Origin of the sequence: Streptomyces sp. NPDC020742, assembly GCF_040641675.1 — a bacterium.
Lineage (GTDB): Bacteria > Actinomycetota > Actinomycetes > Streptomycetales > Streptomycetaceae > Streptomyces.
Window position 1 is genome coordinate 1 of record NZ_JBFAEA010000005.1, and the last position, 21548, is coordinate 21548.

Here is a 21548-nt window from a genome sequence, read left to right on the forward strand (position 1 = left end):
GCTCTCCCGCGCGGGGGGGGGGCGTGGGGGGGCCCCCCCGGGCCCCCGGGGGGCCCCACCCCCCCCGGCCCGCCCCCCGCCCGGGCACGCCCCCCCCCACGGCCGGGGGTCATGCGCCGATCACTGTGGACGGCTCACCGATCCGGCGCTCACCGATCCGGCGCCCAGCAGTCCGCCGCCCACCCATGCGGGCTCACCAACGTGGGCCCGCTCTCGCCGGCCCGCCCTTGTGGGCCCGCCGTTCCGGCGCTGCCCCGTGGGTGCCCATCGCCCCCACTCAGTCCTCGACGGTGCGTACCGTGCCGGCTCCGATGGTGCGGCCGCCTTCGCGGATCGCGAAGCCGAGGCCCGGCTCCAGCGGGACGTCGCGGCCGAGCGCAACGGTCGCCGTCACGGTCTCACCGGGGCGGGCGACGCCTCGGTCACCGAGGTCGAGGTCGCCGACCACGTCCGCGGTGCGGAGGTAGAACTGCGGACGGTAGCCGGTGGAGACCGGCGTGCGGCGACCGCCCTCCTCGGTGGACAGTACGTACACCTCGGCGGTGAAGCGGCGCCGTGGGGTGACGCTGCCCGGTGCGGCGACGACATGCCCGCGGCGTACCTGGTCGCGGTGGAGGCCGCGGAGCAGCAGCGCGACGTTGTCGCCGGCCTCGGCGGAGTCCATGGGCTTGCCGAAGGTCTCCAGGCCGGTGACCGTCGTCTCCGCCTCGGCACCGAGCACCGCGACGCGGTCACCGACGCGCACGGTGCCGCGCTCAACGGCTCCGGTGACGACCGTGCCGCGTCCGGTGATGGTGAGGACGTTCTCCACCGGGAGCAGGAACGGTGCGTCCACGTAGCGCTCGGGCATGGGCACATAAGTGTCCACGGCGTCGAGGAGAGCGTCGATGGCCTCGGTCCAGCGTGGGTCGCCCTCCAAGGCGCGCAGCCCCGAGACCCGTATGACGGGTAGGTGTTCCCCGTCGTAGCCGTGGACGGTCAGCAGCTCGCGTGCCTCCAGTTCCACCAGGTCGGTGAGCTCGGGGTCGCCGGCGTCGGCCTTGTTGAGGGCGACGACGATGTGCTGTACGCCGACCTGCTTGGCCAGCAGCACATGCTCCGCGGTCTGAGGCATGATCCCGTCGAGTGCGGAGACGACGAGGATCGCGCCGTCGAGCTGGGCCGCACCGGTGACCATGTTCTTCACGAAGTCGGCGTGGCCGGGCATGTCGACGTGGGCGTAGTGGCGGGTGCCGGTCTCGTACTCGACGTGCGAGATGTTGATGGTGATGCCGCGGGCGGCTTCCTCCGGGGCCCGGTCGATGCGGTCGAACGGCACGAAGGTGCCGCTTCCGCGGTCGCTGAGGACCTTGGTGATCGCGGCGGTGAGGGTGGTCTTGCCGTGGTCGACATGGCCCATGGTGCCGATGTTCAGGTGCGGCTTGGTGCGCACGTATGCCGTCTTGGGCATGGTGTTCGTCCTCGCAACGATGCGGTGAGAACGGCGACTTGGCGCCGTGGGGACCCCTGGGCCCAGCCGACCCTCCCCCTGCGGGGTCCGCCGGACGATCCGGAGAGGGTCAGCTTCGTGCGCCGTCGGTGGCTGCGGCGAGGGCCGCGAGGAAGTCGGCGGCAGCCTTCGGGCCGTCCGCAGCTGCGGCAGCCTTCAGCGCGTCCGCGGCTGCGGACGGGAGCGCGAGGAAGGCCTGCCGGATCATGCGGCTTATGGTGCCGGGTGGTGGGCGCGGCGTCGAACGATTTATTCGGTGGTGCGCTCGGGCGGCTTCTCCGGGCCGTACCCCCTCGGGCCATCGGCCGTCTCTCCCCCCGCGCCATCGGCCGTCTCGTCCTCGCGCCATCGGACATCTCGACTTCGACCGCAGCAGCTGGACGGGACAGGAGCTCCTGCGGGCCAAGAGCGAAGGTCTCCCGGGAGGGCCGGTGGCGTCCCCTTTCCCGGTTTCCCGGCCGGATGCCGTGTCCTGGGCAGGAGGTCGGTTACGCTCCCGGGATGCTCGACCCCGCCGCCGTGTCCGACGGTTTCGCCGTGCGCTGCCTGCGTGTGCTGTTCTCGCCGTGGGCCCGGCTGGGCCTGTTGCTGTCCCTGCTGGTGCTGGCGGGGGTAGCGGTGCTGTTGTGGCATCCGCAGCGCCTGTTGGCGGGCGGCTGGCTGGCAGGGTTGTCGGGGCCGGTGGCGCTGGTCGTGTTTGCGCTGGTGTACGGGGTGTGCGCCACGGCGTTCGTTCCGCGTCCGGTGCTCAATCTCGGTGCGGGGGCGCTCTTCGGGAGCGTGGCGGGGCTGGGCGTAGCGCTGGCGGGGACGGTGTTGGGCGCCGCGTTTGCGTTCGGCCTGGGTCGGCTGCTGGGGCAGGAGGCGTTGCGGCCTTACGTGCGGGCACGTTGGCTGGTGGCTGCCGATCGGCAGTTGAGCGAGCACGGGTTCCGTTCGATGCTGGCGCTCCGGCTGTTTCCGGGGTTGCCGTTCTGGGCGACGAATTACTGCGCCGCGGTGTCCCGTATGACCTGGCGCTCTTTCGTCGTGGCGACGGCGCTGGGGAGCATTCCGAACACGGCGGCGTATGCCGTGGCGGGTGCCCGGGCGTCTGCGCCGGATTCACCGGCGTTCGTAGTGGCGATGGCGTTCATCGCGCTGAGCGGGCTGGGGGCGCTGATCGTGGTGTGGCGTAAGCGCAGGGCGCTGCGCGGGAGCTGACCGCTCAATCCCCCTCGGCCACGAGCGATGCCCGACCTCACCCACACCTCAGCGTTCCCGCGAGCGAACGCAGGGGGCGGGTGACGCCCCGTGGCGCGGGTGCAGTGGCGCGGCCTCGGTCATGGAGTGGGGAACGGTTGAGGATCGGGCCCCCTTGATCGGCCGGTCATCTTGGGAGGTTACGCTGCCCCCGTCGGCTGTGACCCGATCCGCCGCCGACTTCCGTTTTCTCCCCCACTCGCGCGGCTCAGCGTTTGATGACCCTTGGATTTGTGCCTTCCATGACGTGGTTTGAATCTTTCATCCTGGGACTCGTCCAGGGATTGACCGAGTTTCTTCCCATCTCGTCCAGTGCGCATCTGCGCCTGACGGCGGCGTTCGCCGGCTGGCAGGACCCCGGGGCGGCGTTCACCGCCATCACACAGATCGGCACGGAAGCGGCCGTCATCATCTACTTCCGCAAGGACATCGGGCGGATCGTGAGTACCTGGGCGCGCTCACTGTTTGACCGGGAGTTGCGGCACGATCATGATGCCCAGATGGGCTGGTTGGTGATCGTGGGCTCGATTCCCATCGGTGTGCTGGGCCTGACACTGAAGGACGCCATCGAAGGGCCGTTCCGCGATCTACGCTTGACGGCGACCACGCTGATCGTGATGGGTCTGGTGCTGGGTTTCGCGGACCGGCTGGCGGCGCGCCACGAGTCCGGTGGGCGGCACCGTGCCGCCAGGCCGCGCAAGACGCTCAACGACCTGAGCGTCAAGGACGGTTTGGTGTACGGCATATGCCAGGCGATGGCACTGGTGCCGGGTGTCTCGCGGTCCGGTGCCACGATCAGCGGCGGTCTCCTGATGGGCTACACCCGTGAGTCGGCGGCCCGTTACTCTTTCCTCCTCGCGATTCCGGCCGTGTTGGCCTCCGGTGCCTTCGAGCTCAAGGATGCGGGTGAGGGGCATGTGGCGTGGGGGCCCACGCTGTTCGCGACGGTGATCGCATTCGTCGTGGGCTACGCGGTGATCGCGTGGTTCATGAAGTTCATCTCCCACCGGTCGTTCATGCCGTTCGTGATCTACCGCATTCTGTTGGGCATCGTGCTCTTCGCGTTGGTCGCGGCGGGCGTGCTGACACCGCATGCGGGCGAGGCCGCGGGCTGAGAGGCACGAAATGCGCTTCGAGGCAGGCGCATTCCAGGCGCCGTCCTGGCGGTCACTAGCGGCTCAAGACATCTCCTAAGTGGTTGGCTCCGGAAGTCCTTCGGGGGTTGTTCACGCTGCCGGTGCGACAGAGGATGCTTCGTGGTGATCGGCGGTGTGCCGGTCGAGCCCGGCCAGCAGATCGTCCAGGTCAGAGGTGGTGAACCTCCACTGGAACGGCTGTGCCGTGGCGTTGTAGCGGTCTTCGAAGGCTCGGAGCCGATCCCTGACCTTGGTGAGGTCGGTGAAGTCGTTGGGCGAGAGGGCCTTGTGCTGCACGACGGAGAAGTAGATCTCCGCCTGGTTCAGCCAGTAGGCGTGCACGGGGGTGTGCACCAGCAGCGCGTTCGGATGGGCGGTGGTCAGCCGGTCGGCGGCTTTCTGGCCGCGGTGGGAGGAGCCGTTGTCGACGACCCAGAACACGCGCTTGGCGCTGGCGTACGGCTCCCGCCTCATGACCTGGGCAACCAGGTTCATGAACGGGTCGATGCCGTGCGCGGTTCGGTGCGACCGAGCACCTTGGCGTGGTGGACGTCGTAGGCGGCCAGGTAGGCCAGCGCACCACCGCGGCCGTAGGTGTGGTTCACCCGCATGGCCCGGGCCTGTCCTGGGGCCAGGGAGGAGTGGCAGCGGCAGCGGGCCTGGACGGAGGTCTTCTCGTCGGCGCTGATGACGTACTCGTCCGCACTGAGGGGCTGGCCCTGCCAGGTGCGGGCGTACGATGTGCAGTCCCGTCTCCCGGGCGATGCGCGCGTTGGAGCGTCTGCGCGCCGCGTGCAGCACTACCTGCGCGCGCATCCGCAGCCGGTACTCGGTCTTGTGGCCGTAGGCCATCTTCTTCAAGCGTTCGCGCTCGGCGGCGGTCGGGGCTATCGGGCGGGCAGCGGCAACGGGCAAGGCAGGAAGACCGATCGGGAGAAGTGGATCAAGGCTGGTCGTAGCCTGCCGTGTCGGCTCCTGGCCCCTCGTCACTAACAGTCCAGGGCGTCGGTCACGCCTCAGTTCATCGGGCTTCCAGCAGCTCAGCCGACGACTCAAACCCGGCCCGTCGGTAGAGGGGGACGCTGCGGTCGGACGGCCAGACGATGAGAACGTCCATGCCGGTGTTCTGAGCGCGCACCTTCAGCTCCGCGAGCAGGGCACCACCGAACCCACGATTGCGGTACTCAGGAACCACGTAGAAGTTCGTCACATACCCGACGGGAGTGGCGTCCTCGTAGGGCTCCGGCACCCTTTCCACGAGGTGGAGGAAGACGTGACCGCAGATCTCTTCCCCGTTCTCAACCACCCAGGCCAACCAGCGTCCGCTGTCGAGCCGCTCCCGGATCCACTGCTCGGCCTGTTTCACGGACCGGACCGGAGTGGAGAGATCTCCTTCGTGGTCCTCTTGCTTGAATGCCCAGCGCAATCGGGCCAGAACGGGAGCATCAGCGGCGCAGGCTTGGCGCACCTGGAAGTCTGTGGTCATCCGGAGAGTCTCCCGCATCCCGATTCCGTTTCGCTTCCCTTTTCCCGGGGTCTGGCGTCACGCCAGCAGGCGAGTTGGCGCCCGCACCAGACACCTGATACGACGCCACGCACGAGACCAGCTCCCGAGTCAACCCCCGAAGGACTTCCGGAGCCAACCACTAAGTGCGCACACCTCTAGGCATCGGTCGACGGCGCGGGTTCCCGACGGTGCTCCAGCCAGGTGCGACTTAGGTCATCCCAAATCGTCTGATACCGGCCGAAGATCTCGCCAAGCTGATCGAATGTGAGCTCGTCGGCGGCCGTCGACGCCATGAGGTATTCGAGGTCATCGGCAAGCCGCTGGAACCGATACTGCGCTTCCTCCATCAGAACCCACCGGGAGCGCCAATCGAAGAACGGTCGACGGCTCCGAGTAACGTCACCAGCGCCACACACGCCAAGGCCAGTCCAGCCCACGCGTTGAGATTCTGCAGGCCCAGGATGACGGTGGACGCAGCCGACAGTGCGAGCATCGTCACCTTGGTGACGGCGGCACTTCGACCGAACCGCTTTTTCTTGCCGCGGGCGTAGCCGCTGCCCTGACGAATCTTGTCCAGGAGGAAGGCGGCTGCCTCCCTCGGGCTGGGACCGACACCTGGTCCACCGTCCGGCTGCACTCCGCCCCCAAAGTTCTGTCGCCACCTTGCAGCTCGCTCCCCGGCAGACGCTGCCCTGGCATCACCCGGTTCCCAAGCGTCGCCACGATAGCTGCCTGCCACAGAAGCTGATCAAGGCGGTCACGTTGTGCCTGGATGCTGTCTTACAGTCTCGGGGGAATTTGAGGTTCGGGCGTGTTGGCCTGACGGCTCGACTGCTCGGTGATCAGCAGGCGGTGTCGCGGACGAGGACGAGTTCGGTGCTCATCCGGTGGCGGGTGGCCCGCTGCGCGGATCGGTCGGCCTGCGGGCGGCGGACCTGGGTCTCGGCCGCCGTCGAGCCGCAACTCAACGCCCTCCGCCTCGGCATGGGCGAAGACGTCCTCCAGCGTCTTCAACCGCAGGCTGGGCCGGTCAGGCACGGCGAAACCACGGGCCGCCAGCAGCGGGCGGACCTGGCGGATGGCCGCGGAGACAGTGGAGCGATCCACCTCGAAGAGCTCGGCGAGCACCACGTGCGGCAACTGAGGGCGCAGATGGACCAGGGTGACCAGCAGCCGATCGAGGAAGACCAGCTTGGGCTTTCGGCCGGTACCCTCCGCCCGCACACGCTCCCCGCCCCGGGCCTCGCGGAGCGCGGACTGCCGCGGCCTCCCACGCACTGGCGAGCTCGGCGAACAACTCACCAAAATGTGCGCCTGAGACACCGGACAGGGCAGGACGGGAACAGGCCGTACGGGCCCAGGTCAGCTTCACAACTCACCCAACCCGCACGGCCCTTCTCATGTCACGGCCCGACCGGGACGATCACCATGTCCGCCGAGGCCGTAAAGCTGCTCGGCTTGAATCGCTTCTACCGGGACCTCGAATACGATCTCGAGCCCGTCGCGCTCGTCCCACTGCTCGCCGACGCGCGTGAAACCGAAGCCCGCAATGGTGGCCAGGGAGGCGTTGTTGCCGGGACTGATAGTGGCCCGCACGGTCGTGACACCGGGATCGGCGACGGCCCTGACGAGCAGCGCCGTCAGCATGGCGCGGGCATAGCCCTGGCGGCGGTACCCGGGCACGACGGTGTAGCCGACCTCGACCATGCCGGCCTCGTCCGGCGGTCCGTGGAACCCGGCGTAGCCGACGACAGCTTCGTCCGGCTCGGACACCGCGATCCGGGTGATCCAGGACGCGGCGGACGGGTCCTCGGCGAGCTGGTCAGCGCGATAGCCGAAGACCCAGCGAGCCCGGTCGCAGACGAAGTATTCGTCAAGGGCGATCTCGGCCTCGGCGCTGCCGCCGGCGAGGTCACCGCCGGCAAGCGCCCGAAGCGCCTTTGCGCTGAGCTCGACGAAGCGGACGCGCTTGGGGATGGGGAGAGGTTCGTTATCCATCGCGGAGATGCTCGCCCAGCGCCGGAGGGCTGTCCACCGTATTACGGTCTCGGCGGACATGGTGACCGTCCCGGTCGGGCCATGGCATGAGAGGGGTCGCACGGGCGCTGCGATACCTACACCGAGACCCATCTCGCGATCGCCTCACTCGTCTCCGACCGATCCGCGCAGCGGGCCACCCGCCACCGGATGAGCACCGAACTCGTCCTCGTCCGCGACACCGCCTGCTGATCACCCAGCAGTCGAGCCGCCAGGCCAACATGCCCGAACCTCAATTTCCCCCGAGACCGTTAGCGAGCGTGGTGGCCGTTGTGGGCACGCCGGGAGTTCCGGAGGAGCCTGGAATTCCGGAGGGACGATGGTAGGAGTTCCACGGCCACCTTCCGGGGGCCCGCGATCGGCTTGGCCGTGTCAGGGTTGCGGGCATGGACAGCGCGAATCCGCTCGGGGAGTACCTGCGTGCCCGTCGTGCCCTGCTCAGGCCCGAGGAGGCAGGGCTGCCGGCCGTCGGCCGGCGCCGGGTTCCGGGACTGCGCCGGGAGGAGGTCGCGCTCCTGGCCGGAGTCAGTACGGACTACTACATACGGCTGGAACAGGGCCGTGAGCGGCACCCTTCCGTCCAGGTGGTCGAGGCCCTGGCCCGCGCCCTGGACCTCGATGGGGACGCGGCGGAACATCTGCACCGGTTGGTACGGCCGGTGCCGGCCCGGCACCGGGCGCACACACGGCCGGAGCGGGTCGGTCCGGCGCTGCTGCGGATGATGGAGAGCTGGCATCGTACGCCGGCCGTGGTGTTGGGGCGCCGTCTGACGGTACTGGCTCACAATTCCCTTGGCCGGGCCCTGTTCGCCGGGCACACCTACAGCGGTGATCTGATGCGGCTGGTGTTCCTCGATCCGGACGCCAGGGCGTTCTATCCGGACTGGGAGCGGGTGGCGGTCGCTGCCGTGGCGGGGCTGCGCGCGGCGACGGGAGCCGACCACGAGGACCCTGAGCTCGTCCGGACCGTCGGTGAACTGTCGCTGAAGAGCCAGGAGTTCCGCCGGTTGTGGGCGCGCCACGACATCCGCAGCAAGACCCACGAGACCAAGCGCTTCCAGCACCCCCTGGTGGGTGAGCTGACGCTGGACTACGAGTCGCTGACCGTCAACAGCGCCCCCGGCCAGCAGTTGGTCGTCTACCAGGCCGCCCCCGGCAGCCCCTCGGAGCAGGCCCTCGCCCTGTTGGGGAGCCTGGCCGCGGACGAGCCGGCCCAGATTCCCGCGCCGTCCGAGACGGCCTCCCCGGCCGGCGCTCATCGTGACCGGCGCGCACCAGGTTCGGAAGGCGGAACGGTGGGCTGACGGCAGGCTGGCGGCCTTCGGAGGTTTCGAGCCCAGGGCGACCGTGCCGGGTCGCGGACGTCTCGCCGCCGCGTACGCGCTGCCGAAGACGCGCCTCCGGGCGTCATGGTCACGCTCGTCGAGTCCGGGCTCGCTTCCCTCGATTCCCCCTGGCCACCCTCGTTGCCGGGTGCGACATCACTCTCCGTGCCGCCCCTTCGAAGGGTCTGGCCCACGCCCGGCACGGAGCGGGCACACTCCCACTGACCATCCGTGATCCTCAACGGCCGCCCCTCACCAGACGGCTCTCACCAGACGGCTCTCACCAGCCAGCCCCCGCCGTTCGGCTCTCCAGCCGGCCCTCACCAGCCGGTGCTCACGATCCGGCCCTCACCAGTCGGGGCTTACGATCCAGCCCTCATCAACCGGTGCTCAGGTTCGCCCTCTCCACCCGCCCCTCTCCACCCGGCCCTCCCCGCCAGCGGCCGATCACCCGCTCATCTGTGGGCCGGCCCGGTCTCGCGAGAGCTGCCGGGCGGAGGTGGCGGAGTGGGCCGAGGAGATCAGGAAGTCCAGGAAGTGCGCGGCCAGCGGGATGCCCAACAGGGGCTCCAAGAAGAGGAACTGCCCCTGCGGATTCACTTCGAGCCATACGGGCTCCCCGCTCGGGGTGAGTTTGAGGTCGATGGCTCCCATGCGCAGCCCGAGCCGGCGCTGGACCTCAGTCACCAGGTGTGCGGTGTCGTCGGGGACATTCCAGGGGGATATCGGGATGGTGAGGTCCGCGCGCCAGTCGAGCGCACTGGTGGTGAGGCGGGCCGCGTACATGCGGTCACCGAAGCAGTTGAGTCTGATGTGGTCGGTGCCCTCGATGTACTCCTGGTAGATCGCGGGGCAGGCCGCGAAGGACTCCTCCGGAATGGCATAGGGGTCGTCGATGCGCTGGGTGAACATCAGGGGCCCGGTGGCGCCGACTACGGGTTTGACGATAATCCGGCCGACGCGTTGCAGGAAGGCGGCCACTTCGTCGCGTGACTGGGTGACCAGGGTTCTCGGGACGCGGAATCCGGCTTGCTGTGCCACGGCCAGTTGGTAGAGCTTGTCCGCGGCGCGGTCAGTGGCGTCGGGGTGGGAGATCCACCGGCCGTGGAATGCCGCGGAGAGCACTCCGGCGAGCGCTCCCCGGCAGTCGTTGTTGATGAGGTTGCGCTCGGATTCGCTACTACGGTGTTCCGCCGCCTGCTGGGCCGCCCTGACGCGCCGCCACCAGATGACGGAGGTGTCGTCGAGGGTGACGTCGGTGCCGTCGGAGGTACGCAGGGTGGCGGGGAATTCCCCGTGCGCGTGCCACGAGAGGCTGTGGCTCCCGCTGAGTTGGTCGCATGCGACGATGCGGAAGTCCCGGTAGCCGCGCCTGCGTGCCTCGTTCTGGACGGCGAGCGCGTGCAGGTCGTCCTTCAGCGAAATGGCGAGTATCACTGCTGGCAGACGTCGCACTTGTCGGAGCAGCCGCACGAGCATCCTTCAGTGGCGACGGCCCTCAGGTTGCTGCCGGACATTTCGAGGCCGGTGGTCTGCCGCACGGCCTTCTCCCATTGCTGCAGTTCTTCCGGCGTTTCCAGTCGGATGAACGAGTCAGGCTGGGCCGCTATGACGACCGGCGGCGGCACTTTCTCCAACCTGGAATCTTCGACGGGCTCACCCAGAGTAAATGTTGTCATCGTTCTCGCTCCCGGGAGGCGAATTTCTTCACGCTAAGTATTCCGTAACGGATTGTCACCCTTTCGAGCATCGCTATTGTTACGGGATTTCTCCCTGATTTCAGTCTAGAGCGGGAGACGGACTGCGCAACCCTTGCCCGGCAGGGAACACAACCCCGTGAGCAGCAACTCGTCGATCAGGAACGGGCTGCTCCTGCGGGAGGTTGAAAAACTCGGACGGCTCGTTTGGCCTATGCCAGAGGCATGCACACATAACGCGGCGAAAGTACGGAACAGTTTCATCGGTGCCCCCTTTCCGTGGCAATCAATACGACCTGTCCACATCGCTGGAGAAACCGGCACGACGGTCTCCGGGCGGCGCACGAAAGGGGTTACTGACGCTGCGTACGAACGTGCCGGAACGTGTGGCCTGTGGGGCCGGAGTACGGGCGCGGTGACCCGCAGGGCCGAAGGCGCGGCCATGGGTACGGAATCTCCGCCGGTGCGAGCGGGTTCCGCCGCGAAGGCACGGGCCGGGCGCCCGCGCGGGCGCCGGCGACCGGGCATCCCACGACCGGCGACCGGGCGTCCCACGACCGGCGTCACTGCGGGGCCGGCGCGGCCATCCGCGCTCCATCGTCCGTCAGCGTCAGGAGCTGAGGTGGTATTGGGTCCAGGGCTGGTGGGAGGGCGCGACGTCCTCGTGCGAGGCGGCGAGCGAGCCCCAGGGGGCGAGGGCGTTGTCCCATTCGGAAGTCAACGCGGTCATGTCGGGGACGGACTCCGCCGGCGGCATGGCGCCGGTGTGCCAGGCGGTCGCCATGTGGTGCGCCGAGGATGCGGCGTTCCAGGCGGTGGCCGTCTGCTGGGCGGGGATGGTGTATTCGGTGTCGTGGAGATCATTGGGCCCGCGCCGGTGGCGGCCGGCATGGGTTTCCGCCGGGCCCGGATAGAACCGCCCCTGGGCGGAGAGCTGTTGGGCACGGGTAACGAGGCGGGTGAGGTCGAGCCCGAATTCGGAGGCGAGCTCCCGAAGGTCCACGCCGGTCTGCCAGCTGCCGATGAGGACCGCGTCCATGGCGGGCGACCAGTTCTGGTCGGTCGCACCCGTTGCGGCGGTCGCGCCCTCACGGGCGGCGCCGGCGGGGCGGGGCTGAGCAGTGGGGTTCTGGTGGGGGTATTCGGCCGTGGGGTCGGGGGCCGGTGCCGGTGCCGCCTCCTCGGGCTCCCGGGGCGGTGCCACGGACGCCGCGGCGGCCAGCAGCTCCTCGGCGACGGCCCGGGCGTCCTCCTTGCCCACCGTGCGCCGGGCGATGCGTACTTCACGCTCGTTCAATCCGAACAGTCCGGCCACTGCACCGGTACTGCCCACCGTCACCGCGAATGCCGCCAAGACCCGTGAGCGGTCGGCCTGCGCCTCGTCAAGCCTTGCCTGCGCTTCCCGGACACGCTCGTCACCCAAACAAAACGCTTCCGCCAGAACGGCGTTGCGGTCCCACAGCTCTCTAGGATCCATACCCACTCAACGGCCCTTGAGCGCCAGTGTCCCGACCCGGCCTGGTAAAGCACTCCAAAGCACCCATCGAACCACCAGATGAAAATCACCCCGCAGACCTCACCGATGATCGCTCCGGTGGACGTTTCCGCGGCATATGCGCTGGCCAGTGGGGTGATGCGCTTTTCGGGCGGGGATTGTCAGTGGCGTGAGCTACCGTCTGGATCAGTCGGTCAGTCACATCGTCACAGTTCCGTACGGTTCGGGGGAGGCCATGGTTCGTCGCTCAGGTGTCGCCGTCTCCCGTATCCCCGGTTCCCGTAAATCCGTTGCCCGTAAATCGACGGCGGGTGTGGACGCTTTCGGTACGAGGTGCCGGGCGGTGGGGGCGGTACGCCGCGTTGTGGTGGGCCCGGCCGGGCGGCGGGGTGCGGCCGTACGATTCTCCGGCTTCACCGGCGGGGGATGCGGTCCGGGCGTCGCCTGCCGCCGACTCGGAGCGGCGGCGGACGGGCTTGTGGGCCTCGCGGGATCAGGGGGTGGGCTCGGAGGCGGTGCGCCCATCGTGGGCGAGGGGCTCGTCGAGGTGCGGCAGGCCGATCGGGTTGGGGAAGGGGAGCACGTCGGTGGCCAGGAGACGCCGGACGAGGGGCTCCAGTCCGTGCAGCAGCGCCTCGGTCTCCTGCTCGGGCAGGGCGTGCAGCATCCGCGCGGCCAGCCGGTCGGTGGCCTGCTCGATGCGTTCACGTTCCCGCAGGCCGTGGTCGGTCGCCTCGCCCCGCGCGGCGACCAGGCCGCGGGTGCACAGCCGGTCGGTCGCGGCCGCCCACTCCTCCTCGCTCCAGCCGCGGTCCTGGCGGATGGTGTCCTTGGGGACGCGGCCGGAAGCGGCGGCGAGGACAAGGGCCTCGCAGCCGTCGAGGCCTTCGTCGGCGAGCACGGCGAGGTGCGCGTCCCCCCTGAACTCGCGGATGGTGGTGACCAGTTGCCACAGCCGCTCTACCGGGTCGGCATGGTCGCACAGGGCGCGGTTGGCGGCGAAGAGGGGCCGGGCGGTGGGCGGCGCGGCGTCGACGACGGTCTGCAGCGCGGGCAGCAGCGCGGTGACGGTGCGGTCCAGATCGGGGTCGGTCCTGCGCAGGGCGCGGGCGGCGCGGCTGCCGCGCTCGTCGAGGAGGTGCTGCGGGCCGGCGATGCTCCAGGCGGCGGGCAGCGCCCGGGCCACCATGGCCGGGGCGAAGACCCCGAGTACGGCGGTGGCCGCGGCGGGCTCGACGGCTCCCAACGGAGCGGTACGGGAGGCGAAGTAGCCCATCCAGAAGCCCTTGAGCCCGAGGTCCTTGCCCAGGCTTCGGCACTCCTCATCGAAGTAGCAGACCGCGTGCAGCGGTTCGGCCAACATCCACAGCGCTCGCGCAGGCAGCTCCATGCACCGCACGCTACCGCCGGTACGGGAGCGCCGCACCGCATAAGGGTGCGGTGGGCGGGTGGCAGCCGGCCCCGGGGCGCTGAGCCAGGCTCTCGTCCTGAGCCTGTGGGCGTGCCGGGGCTACTCGCCCCCGGGTGCCGCGATAAGGCGCAGCTAGGGCGCTTCCTTTGGATCTTCGTGGATCAGGGAGCGGGGTCCGGTGCGTGCAGTTGCAAGGCGGAGGAGGAGAGCACAGCGGAGCCCCCTGCAGTGCCAGCGGGACGGCAGGGAAGCCCTCAGCGGTGTCTGCGGGCGGCCGTTGCGGCGTGGTCAGTCGACGGTGCGGCCGCCCGCGCCGAAGCCGGACTGCCAGGCCCAGACGTGGGTGCAGTTGGGGCACTGCAGGTGCAGGACGCTGCCCTTGTTCGACAGCAGGTAGCGCCAGTGGTCGTGGCAGGTGCGGCCGTCGAGGCAGGCTCCGCAGTCCTGGTGGTCCTGGCAGCTGGGGCACGGGACCCAGGCGCGGCGACCGATGTCGGCGGTGGGGTCGAGCGGCAGCATGCTCACGCCTGCCCGGTCGGCGGCAGCACCCCGGCGGCGACCAGCTGGTCGTAGGTGGCCTGCTGTTCCGCGTCCAGGCCGGAGTAGAGCAGCCGGTTCGCCTCGGTCTCGCTCTCCATCACGGCGAGGGGGTCCCAGGTGTCGCCGAGGGCCGCGAGGACTTCGGTCCGCCGCCGGGCTTCGTGCTCGGTGAGGTCGAACGCGAATATGTGGTGGTCCGAGGTGTTGCGGTCGGTCATGGTGCGCGTCCCCTACCACGTGCGGATGATTCGGACGTGTCTATCAAGTGGGGCGGCGCTGAGGAAGCGTCAGGCAGGGAGCCTTACGAGCGACCGGCGGGCTTCGGTACGGGGTGCCGGCGGGCCGTGCGACGGCCAAGGCGGCGGGAACGGCAGCGGGGTGGCACGGCGTCGGGGCGGCGTTGTGGGGGATGTGGCGGGTGCTTCACCGAGGGAGTGGTGTGACGCAAGTCATCCGCTGGTCTCGTGGAGTGGCGTGTTCGGCAGGCGCCGCACGGCCACCGCGGCCGCGTCGTCGCCCAGCCGGCCGCGGGCGTGTGCCAGCAGGTCCGCGCGCAGCTGCCGCAGCAGTTGTTCCGGGCTGCATCCGCTCCAGGCGCCGGCGCGCTCGGCGAGGGGGTAGAAGGCGCCCTGGTCGTCACGGGCCTCTGTGACACCGTCGGTGTAGAGAAGCAGCAGGTCACCGGGCTCGAAGACGAAGGTCTCGACCTCGTAGGGAGGCGCTCCGGGCAGGCCGCCCAGTCCGATGGGGAGCGCCGTCCGGCGGGGGTGGAGGACGGTGGCGCGGCCTTCGCGGAGCAGCAGGGCGGGCGGGTGGCCACAGGTGATGCTGCGGAGCACCGGCCAGTGGTCGGGGATGTCCAGGAGGGAGACGGTCGCGAAGGTCTCGTCGGGCTCGTTGGCGGGGTCCGGGTCGCGGTCGGCGGTGCCCGGGGCCTGGTCACGGTCGGCGGTGCTGGAGGCCGGGGCGCGGTCGGCAGTGGCGGAGTCCGGGGCGCCGTCGGTGGTGCCGGAGGCGGGCACTGCGGCGGGGACGGGGCCGACGGGGTGGTGCGGGCGGGGGCGTCGGTGGGCCCGGGATTCGGTGGCTTCGACCGGGTAGCCCATGGCGGCGGTCTGCGACCCGCTGGGCGGCGGGCCGGTCTCGGCCCCGTCGGCCGCTGCCTGCCCGGTACACCACTGGCTGCTGTCCCAGCGGACGGCGCCGTCGAGGTGGCGGGCGAGGTTAGGCAGGGTGGCCTGGCGGTGGGCGGCGGCGCGGAAGGCGCCGAGGAGGAGGGCGGCGTGTGAGTAGGCGGGGAGTCCCTTGCCGCGGACATCGCCGATGATCAGGCGGGTGCTGGTCATGGTGCGTGCGGCGGCGAAGAGGTCACCGCCCATACCCGCCTCTTCCTCGGCGGCGAGGTAGAGGGAGGCGATCTCCAGCGGGCCGCTGTGGGCGGGCAGGGGGCGGAGCAGGACCTGCTGGGCGACGGCGGCCACCGAGCGGCTCTGGGTGAGCCGGCGCTCATTGCGGTCCCGGACGACGGTGAACAGCACCACCAGCGCGGAGACCACGATCAGTGCGGCGATCTGCGCTTCCAGGTTCTGGGTGAACAGGGCGCCGCGGGCGATGCCGATGTACACCTGGGCGGCCACCGCGAGCGCGCCGATCGCGGCGGTCAGCCGGGGGCCGGAGAAGGCCGCGGTGATGGTGGGGGCGGCAACGAGCAGGGGCCCCAGGTGGATGTCGGACGGCGCGAGGATGTCGATCACGCAGACCGTCACGATCAGCCCGATCGGGATCAGCACCAAGGCGTGGCCCAGCTCCCGCCGGCCCGGGGGACGCATGAACCGCTGAAGGGGCATGTTTTATGGTCGCACCCCGGTGGGGCACCCGCCCGGGTCATCGGGCCCTTGCGGCCCCTTGCACCCCTCGCTGCCGGTCTCCCTGCTCGCCGGCGTGTCTCACGTCCTACGTCTTAGGTCCCTGACTGGCTCTGCGGCTCCCCCTGGCTCGCCCTATGCCACCGGCTCTCCCCCGGCTCGCCCGCACCCTGGGCTCTCTCAGTTCGCCCGCGCCCCGGGCTCTCCCCCAGCTCGCCCGCGCCCTCGCACGCCTGAACCCCGCGACTCCCCGACCCGCCCAGCGCCTGACTCCCGCACTCCCGCGCCCTTCCGTCCGTCGCTCCCCGTCGCCACCTCGGCCGCTCCCCCGCCATCCGGAGCCGACCGCCACCCACCGTTCGACTCAGCCGCCCGCCTGCGCCGCCGCCTCGGCCCGCAGTGCGGTGATCAGCAGGTCCAGCGCAGGCTCCACGGCCGACCCCGCCATCAGCGGCAGGTGTTCCCGTACGCGGTGCAGGACGGGGTACTCCTCGGCGGGCAGGGTGCCGTACCGGGCCTGCCAGGCGTGCTCGTCGGCCGCGCGCTGGGCGGGGGCGAGCCGGAGGACGCCGGCGTCCAGGGCGGCATGGCCGAGGGCGGTGTCCACCAGGCTGTGGTAGTGCCGGACCGCGGTGGGCTCGTCGAAGCCGGCTTGGAGGAGCAGGCCGATGCCGGTGTCGACGGCGTGCTGCTCGTGCGGCAGGCCGGTGACGCGGAGGGTGCTGAACGCCGCGATCTGCGGGTGGCGCAGTGCGGAGCGGTAGGCGCGCAGTCCGAGGTCGCGCAGGTCGGCGGCCCAGTCCCCGCTCGGCGCGAAGCCGGTCATGGATTCGCCGATCAGCCGGTCGGCGAGCGCGAGCAGGAGTTCCTCGGTGTTGCGGAAGTAGCGGTAGACCGCGGAGGGATCGGCGCCCAGGGCGGCGCCCAGCTTCCGTACGGTGAAGGCCTGGGTGCCGTGGGCGTCGATCAGGGTGCGGGCGGTGTCGACGATGAGGTCGGCCGACAGGACCACGCCTGAACTGGTCCGCCGGCGTCGCTTCCGCTCGACCGGGATGCGCTCGCTCTCCGCCACACCGAACCCCTCCGTCGTGTTCCGTCCCGGCCCTGCACCGGGACCGTGCTGCGGGGGCGCTGCGCGGCGCGGCAGTGCACCCCGACGGGCCCGTCCCACGGTCCGTCCCGCAGTCCCTCCCACGGTCCGTCCCGCGTCCGCCCCCGCTGTCCGTCCTTACCCCGCTGTCCGTCCCCGCCCCGCCGTCCGGCCCGGGTGCCCGGCCCGTCCGTCCTTGCCCGGTCCGTGCCGAAGTCGCCCTGCCGGCCGCCCGAAAGCCTCCGGGCCAGTTAATCACCAAGTTACGTCAACACCGTTGACACAAGTTCTGGGCGGACTGTTTTATCGGCGGTCACACGGCCCGCCGCGTCCGGCCCGGCCCGTCCCCGCCCCGTCGAAGGAGTCAGTGCCATGCCCTCCGCCGTGCAGCAGGACCCCAGTCCGACGAGAATGCGCCGCTCCCTGGGGGTGAAGGACGGGGTGGCGATCGCCGCGTCCAGCACCGCGGCGACCACCAGCATCGGCATCGGCATGGGCAGCCTGGCCGCGTATGCCGGCCGGCAGACCCCGGCGCTGCTGTTGCTGTCCTTCCTGCCGATCCTCGGCATCGCACTGTCGTACGCCCGCCTCAACCGCACCGAGCCCAACTGCGGGAGCGGCTACACCTGGGTGGGGCGGTCCATCGGCCCCTGGTCCGGCTTTCTGACCGGGTGGGTGGTGCTGATCGGCAATGTCATCTTCATGGCGTACACGGGCGCGGTCACCGGATCGGTGGTGCTGCAGTTCCTCAACAAGCTGGGTCTGTACCGCGTGTGGGGGCTCCGCCTGGACCCGGCCTCGACCGGCATCAGCACCGCCGTCGGCCTGGTCGCGCTGGTCGCCGTCACGGTCACCGCGATCACCGGCGTGCGGGCCGCGACCCGGCTCCAGTGGTGGCTGCTGGTCTTCGAGTACACGGTGCTGCTGGCCTTCTGCGGCTACGCCCTGTTCGTCGGCGACCAGCCGTTCTCGCTGTCCTGGTTCAACCCCTTCGACCTCGCCTCTCCGCAGGCGGTGGCCCAGGGCATGGTGATAGCGGTCTTCTTCTACTGGGGCTGGGACGCCGCGTTCAGCGTGAACGAGGAGACCCGCAACGCCTCCGACGCGGCCCGCGGCGGACTGATCGCGCTGGTGGCGATGCTCGGCCTGTTCCTGGTCGGCGGGGTCGCCCTGCAGCGGGCGATGAGCACCGGCGAACTCGTCCACAACGGCCCGCAGGCGCTGACGTTCCTGGGCAGCCGGCTGGCTCCGGAGCCCTGGGCCTCGCTGCCGCTCGCCGCGCTGATGTGTTCCGCCTTCGCCTCGCTCCAGTCGAGCGTCATCCCCACCGCCCGCGGGGCCCTGGCGATGGCGCGGGACCGTACGCTCGGCCCGGTGTGGCAGCGGGTGCATCCGCGCTACGGCTCCCCCGCCGTCGGCACCCTCGTGATCATGGCCATCGCCGCCCTGCTCGCCGTGCTCGCGGTGGGCATCCCCAAGCTCAACGAGATGATCCTCACCGCGGTCAACTCCATCGGCCTGACCGTTGCCCTCTACTACGGGCTGACCGCGCTGGCCTGCGCGGTGCGCTTCCGCAGCAGCCTGCGCCAGGGCCCGGTCCGCGCACTGCGGGACGTGGTCGTCCCCGCGGTGAGCGCGCTGACGCTGTTCGGGCTCGGCATCTACCTGGTGTGGTACTACGCCACGCTGAGCGACCACTTCGAGGCGAGCCCGGACAACGGCTGGTTCATGCTGCTGCTCCCGGCGCTCTTCATCCTCCTGGGGGTGGCGACCGCTGCCTGGGCCAAGTGGGTCCGCCGCTCCCCCTACTTCACGACCGGCCGCGGCACGGACGGCGACACGATCGCCCTGCCGATGGACGGCGGTGCCGGCCCGACGCCGGTCCCGAGCCCCTCGGAGGGCTGACACCACAGCAGCCCGGCCCGGCAGTACACCGTTCGTCGCAGGGCCGACCGAAACCGGCCCGGCGCCGGACAGCACACCGCAGCACGGACCGGCCCCGGCGCCATCGGGGCCCGGCCCGCCGCACCACACCCCACAACAACTGGAGCAACCACCAGATGGACCTCAGCAACACCCCCGTGTCCACCGAGAACGCACCCGTCGCCGGCACCTCTCCGGCCTCCCGCGGCGGCGGCCCCGCCGACCTCGTCTTCCGCTCCGGCCCCGTGCACACCGTCGATCCGGCGCGGAGCCGGGCGAGTGCGGTGGCGGTGCGCGGGGACCGGATCATCGCCGTCGGACCCGACGCGGAGGACCCCGACCTGATCGGGCCGGCCACCGAGGTGGTCGATCTGCGGGGCAAGCTGCTGATCCCCGGATTCCAGGACGCCCATGTGCACCCGGTCGGCGGCGGGCTGGAGCTGGCCCAGTGCGATCTGAGCGCGGCGGACACCGCGGACGCCTACCGCGAGCTGATCGGCGCGTATGCGGCCGCGCATCCGGACGCACCGTGGATCACCGGCGGTGGCTGGTCCCTGGAGGCGTTCCCCGGCGGGATGCCGACCCGTGAGTTCCTGGACGCCCTGGTGCCCGACCGTCCGGTGTATCTGGTCAACCGCGACCACCACGGCGGCTGGGCCAACTCCCGCGCGCTGGAACGGGCCGGACTCACCGCCGCCACGCCCGACCCCGCCGACGGGCGGATCGAGCGGGACGCCGACGGGCGGCCCTCCGGAATGCTCCAGGAGGGGGCCATGCGGCTGGTCGCCGACCTGGTGCCGGAGCCGAGCGTGGCGGAGCGGACCGCCGGACTGCTGCGGGCGCAGCGGCTGCTGCACTCGTACGGGGTGACCGCCTGGCAAGACGCGATGCTGGGCCGCGGTCCGGGGGTGGCGGACGCCGCGCCGGCGTACGAGGCGGCGCGCGAGGCGGGGACGCTGACCGCGCGGGTGCGGGGGGCGCTGTGGTGGGACCGCGCCCGCGGTACCGAGCAGATTCCCGAACTGGTAGCCCGGCGGGCCGAGTTGACCGGCGGTCTGCTGCAGGCGACCAGCATCAAGATCATGCAGGACGGGATCGCGGAGAACCACACCGCGGCGATGCTCAGCCCGTACCTCACGGCCTGTGGCTGCGCGTCGGACAACAGCGGCATCTCCTTCATCGACCCCGAGGAGCTGCGGACGTTTGTGACGCTGCTGGACGCGGAGGGCTTCCAGGTGCACTTCCACGCCCTGGGCGACCGGGCAGTGCGCGAGGCGCTGGACGCGGTCGAGGCGGCCCGGCGGGTCAACGGGCACCGGGATACGCGACCCCACCTGGCACACCTCCAGGTCGTCCACCCCGAGGACATCGCGCGGTTCCGCCGGCTGGGGGCGACCGCGAACATCCAGGCGCTGTGGGCCGCGCACGAGCCGCAGATGGACGAACTGACCATCCCGTTCCTGGGTGCGCAACGGGCCTCCTGGCAGTACCCGTTCGGTGATCTGCTGCGCTCGGGCGCCACGATGGCGGCGGGCAGCGACTGGCCGGTCAGCTCGCCCGACCCGCTGGCCGCGCTGCATGTGGCGGTCAACCGCCGCGTCCCGGAGGACCCGCCCTCCGCGCCGGCGTTCCTGCCCGAGCAGCGGATCGACCTGGGCGCGGCACTCGCCGCGTACACGGCCGGCAGCGCGTACGTCAATCACCTCGATGAGACCGGGACGATCCAGCCGGGGAAGCTGGCCGACCTGGTGGTCCTGGACCGCGATCCGTTCGACGGGCCGACCGACGCGATCGCCACCACCCGCGTGCTGCAGACCTTCGTCGGGGGGCGTCGGGTGCATGCGGCGGACGACGCCTGACGGCGGCGTCCGGGCGGGCCGCGGCCTTTGGGTGTTCCTCCACACGCCTCCGGCGCGCCGCGGCGCGGTTTCGGAGGACGTGTGGATGGCCCGGTGCGCGGGGGCGGGGTTGTACTGGTCGGACTCTTTCGACCTGGGGGTCCGGTGGCCGCGTTGACGGGTTTTCGTTCGGTGTTCTCCCTCGCCGGACCCGGGCTGCCGGTGATCTCGTTCCTGGCGAGGCTGCCGGCGGCGCTGTGTCCGATCGGGACGCTGCTGATGCTGACGGAGCTCGACGGTATCGGCCGGGCCGGGGTGGTCGCGGGGATGCTGTGGCTGGGGCAGGCGGTGGGCGGGGCGCCGATCGGCCGGCTGGCGGACCGCCGGGGGCACCGGCCGGTGATCGTGGTGGCTTCGGTGGCGAATACGGCGGCGGTCCTGGCGCTGGTGGGGGCGGCGCTCGGGGGGCTTCCCGCGGGTGCGCAGGCGCTGGCGGCGGGGCTGGCCGGGGTGACGATGCCTCAGGTGGGGCCGTTGTCGCGGACGCGGTGGAGCGTGCTGGCCGCGTCCCGTCCGGAGGGCGCGGAGCTGACCGGACGGGCGCTGTCGCTGGACACCACGATCGACGAGATCAGCTTCATGGCGGGGCCGGCGCTGGCGGCGGCGGTCGTGGTCGCCTTCCACCCGTCGGCGGGGCTGCTGCTCGCGGCGGCGCTGAGCGCCGTGTTCGGTGTGCTGTTCGCGCTGCACCCGACGGCGCCGGGGCCGGTGGCCACGGACCCGGCGGCGCGCACCGGGGTACGGCTGGCGTCGCCGGCGCTGGGCGTGCTGTGCGGGATGGCGGTGGCACAGGGGGTCATCCTGGGTGCCGCCAACGCCGGGGTCAGTGCGCTGGCCGGGCAGCTGGGCGAGACCGGGGTGGCCGGGTTCCCCTGCTGGGGTCGGGGCTGATC

At 70.9% G+C, this 21548-nt stretch carries 22 protein-coding genes; 6 read left to right on the forward strand and 16 right to left on the reverse strand.

Translation table 11 applies throughout. From position 1 onward, the window contains the following. Positions 1-277 precede the first annotated feature (277 nt). Positions 278-1450: an elongation factor Tu gene (tuf, locus tag AB0G84_RS11455; protein ID WP_361318604.1), complete on the reverse strand. Its 1173-nt coding sequence runs from the start codon at positions 1448-1450 to the stop codon at positions 278-280. A gap of 109 nt (positions 1451-1559) precedes the next feature. After that, on the reverse strand, positions 1560-1697 hold the full coding sequence (locus AB0G84_RS11460; RefSeq protein WP_361318606.1) for a hypothetical protein: 138 nt from the start codon (positions 1695-1697) through the stop codon (positions 1560-1562). Between the two features lie 293 nt (positions 1698-1990). Between AB0G84_RS11460 and AB0G84_RS11465 the strand changes: the two genes are divergently transcribed. Then, complete coding sequence (locus AB0G84_RS11465) at positions 1991-2692, forward strand: VTT domain-containing protein (RefSeq protein WP_361318608.1); 702 nt, start codon at positions 1991-1993, stop codon at positions 2690-2692. A gap of 281 nt (positions 2693-2973) precedes the next feature. Next, entirely contained in the window at positions 2974-3846 is an 873-nt protein-coding gene (locus AB0G84_RS11470) for an undecaprenyl-diphosphate phosphatase (protein WP_361318610.1), read from the forward strand. A 111-nt stretch (positions 3847-3957) separates the two neighbouring features. Here AB0G84_RS11470 and AB0G84_RS11475 read toward each other — a convergent pair whose 3' ends face one another. The 6 genes from AB0G84_RS11475 to AB0G84_RS11500 form a co-directional block, all read right to left on the reverse strand. Then, on the reverse strand, positions 3958-4362 hold the full coding sequence (locus tag AB0G84_RS11475) for a hypothetical protein (RefSeq protein WP_361318612.1): 405 nt from the start codon (positions 4360-4362) through the stop codon (positions 3958-3960). A gap of 526 nt (positions 4363-4888) precedes the next feature. After that, positions 4889-5353, reverse strand: a complete 465-nt coding sequence (locus AB0G84_RS11480) for a GNAT family N-acetyltransferase (RefSeq protein ID WP_361318614.1) — start codon at positions 5351-5353, stop codon at positions 4889-4891. 176 nt (positions 5354-5529) lie between these two features. Next, entirely contained in the window at positions 5530-5721 is a 192-nt protein-coding gene (locus AB0G84_RS11485) for a hypothetical protein (RefSeq protein WP_361318616.1), read from the reverse strand. Beyond that, a complete protein-coding gene (locus tag AB0G84_RS11490; RefSeq protein ID WP_361318618.1) occupies positions 5721-6011 on the reverse strand; it encodes a hypothetical protein in 291 nt (96 codons plus the stop codon). Before AB0G84_RS11490 ends, AB0G84_RS11485 begins: the two co-directional genes overlap by 1 nt. A 143-nt stretch (positions 6012-6154) precedes the next feature. Further along, positions 6155-6598, reverse strand: a complete 444-nt coding sequence (locus AB0G84_RS11495) for a transposase family protein (protein ID WP_361318620.1) — start codon at positions 6596-6598, stop codon at positions 6155-6157. 174 nt (positions 6599-6772) lie between these two features. Further along, entirely contained in the window at positions 6773-7372 is a 600-nt protein-coding gene (locus AB0G84_RS11500) for a GNAT family N-acetyltransferase (RefSeq protein ID WP_361318622.1), read from the reverse strand. 425 nt (positions 7373-7797) lie between these two features. Between AB0G84_RS11500 and AB0G84_RS11505 the strand changes: the two genes are divergently transcribed. Then, a complete protein-coding gene (locus tag AB0G84_RS11505; protein WP_361318624.1) occupies positions 7798-8715 on the forward strand; it encodes a helix-turn-helix transcriptional regulator in 918 nt (305 codons plus the stop codon). A gap of 468 nt (positions 8716-9183) precedes the next feature. Here AB0G84_RS11505 and AB0G84_RS11510 read toward each other — a convergent pair whose 3' ends face one another. The 8 genes from AB0G84_RS11510 to AB0G84_RS11545 form a co-directional block, all read right to left on the reverse strand. Further along, a complete protein-coding gene (locus AB0G84_RS11510) occupies positions 9184-10173 on the reverse strand; it encodes a hypothetical protein (protein WP_361318626.1) in 990 nt (329 codons plus the stop codon). Continuing rightward, a complete protein-coding gene (locus tag AB0G84_RS11515; protein ID WP_361318628.1) occupies positions 10170-10415 on the reverse strand; it encodes a hypothetical protein in 246 nt (81 codons plus the stop codon). The genes AB0G84_RS11510 and AB0G84_RS11515 overlap by 4 nt, the downstream gene beginning before the upstream one ends. 628 nt (positions 10416-11043) lie before the next feature. Further along, the gene (locus AB0G84_RS11520) at positions 11044-11730 is read right to left on the reverse strand and encodes a hypothetical protein (protein ID WP_361318630.1); all 687 of its coding nucleotides are present in this window, start codon (positions 11728-11730) and stop codon (positions 11044-11046) included. 691 nt (positions 11731-12421) lie between these two features. After that, on the reverse strand, positions 12422-13318 hold the full coding sequence (locus AB0G84_RS11525) for a hypothetical protein (protein WP_361318632.1): 897 nt from the start codon (positions 13316-13318) through the stop codon (positions 12422-12424). A gap of 309 nt (positions 13319-13627) precedes the next feature. Next, the gene (locus AB0G84_RS11530) at positions 13628-13858 is read right to left on the reverse strand and encodes a hypothetical protein (protein WP_361319241.1); all 231 of its coding nucleotides are present in this window, start codon (positions 13856-13858) and stop codon (positions 13628-13630) included. A gap of 2 nt (positions 13859-13860) precedes the next feature. Next, positions 13861-14097 carry a DUF6400 family protein gene (locus tag AB0G84_RS11535; protein WP_361318634.1) on the reverse strand — a complete coding sequence of 79 codons (237 nt, stop codon included), beginning with the start codon at positions 14095-14097 and terminating at the stop codon, positions 13861-13863. Positions 14098-14328: 231 nt separating this feature from the next. Beyond that, positions 14329-15726, reverse strand: coding sequence for a SpoIIE family protein phosphatase (locus AB0G84_RS11540; protein WP_361318636.1), 1398 nt, complete (start codon positions 15724-15726; stop codon positions 14329-14331). A gap of 382 nt (positions 15727-16108) precedes the next feature. Next, positions 16109-16816, reverse strand: coding sequence for a helix-turn-helix domain-containing protein (locus tag AB0G84_RS11545; protein WP_361318638.1), 708 nt, complete (start codon positions 16814-16816; stop codon positions 16109-16111). 390 nt (positions 16817-17206) lie between these two features. Between AB0G84_RS11545 and AB0G84_RS11550 the strand changes: the two genes are divergently transcribed. The 3 genes from AB0G84_RS11550 (at position 17207) to AB0G84_RS11560 (ending at position 21546) form a co-directional block, all read left to right on the forward strand. Beyond that, positions 17207-18739, forward strand: coding sequence for an APC family permease (locus tag AB0G84_RS11550; RefSeq protein WP_361318640.1), 1533 nt, complete (start codon positions 17207-17209; stop codon positions 18737-18739). 155 nt (positions 18740-18894) lie between these two features. Further along, complete coding sequence (locus AB0G84_RS11555; RefSeq protein ID WP_361318642.1) at positions 18895-20616, forward strand: amidohydrolase; 1722 nt, start codon at positions 18895-18897, stop codon at positions 20614-20616. A 153-nt stretch (positions 20617-20769) separates the two neighbouring features. Continuing rightward, a complete protein-coding gene (locus tag AB0G84_RS11560; RefSeq protein ID WP_361318644.1) occupies positions 20770-21546 on the forward strand; it encodes a hypothetical protein in 777 nt (258 codons plus the stop codon). The last annotated feature ends 2 nt before the right edge of the window (positions 21547-21548 follow it).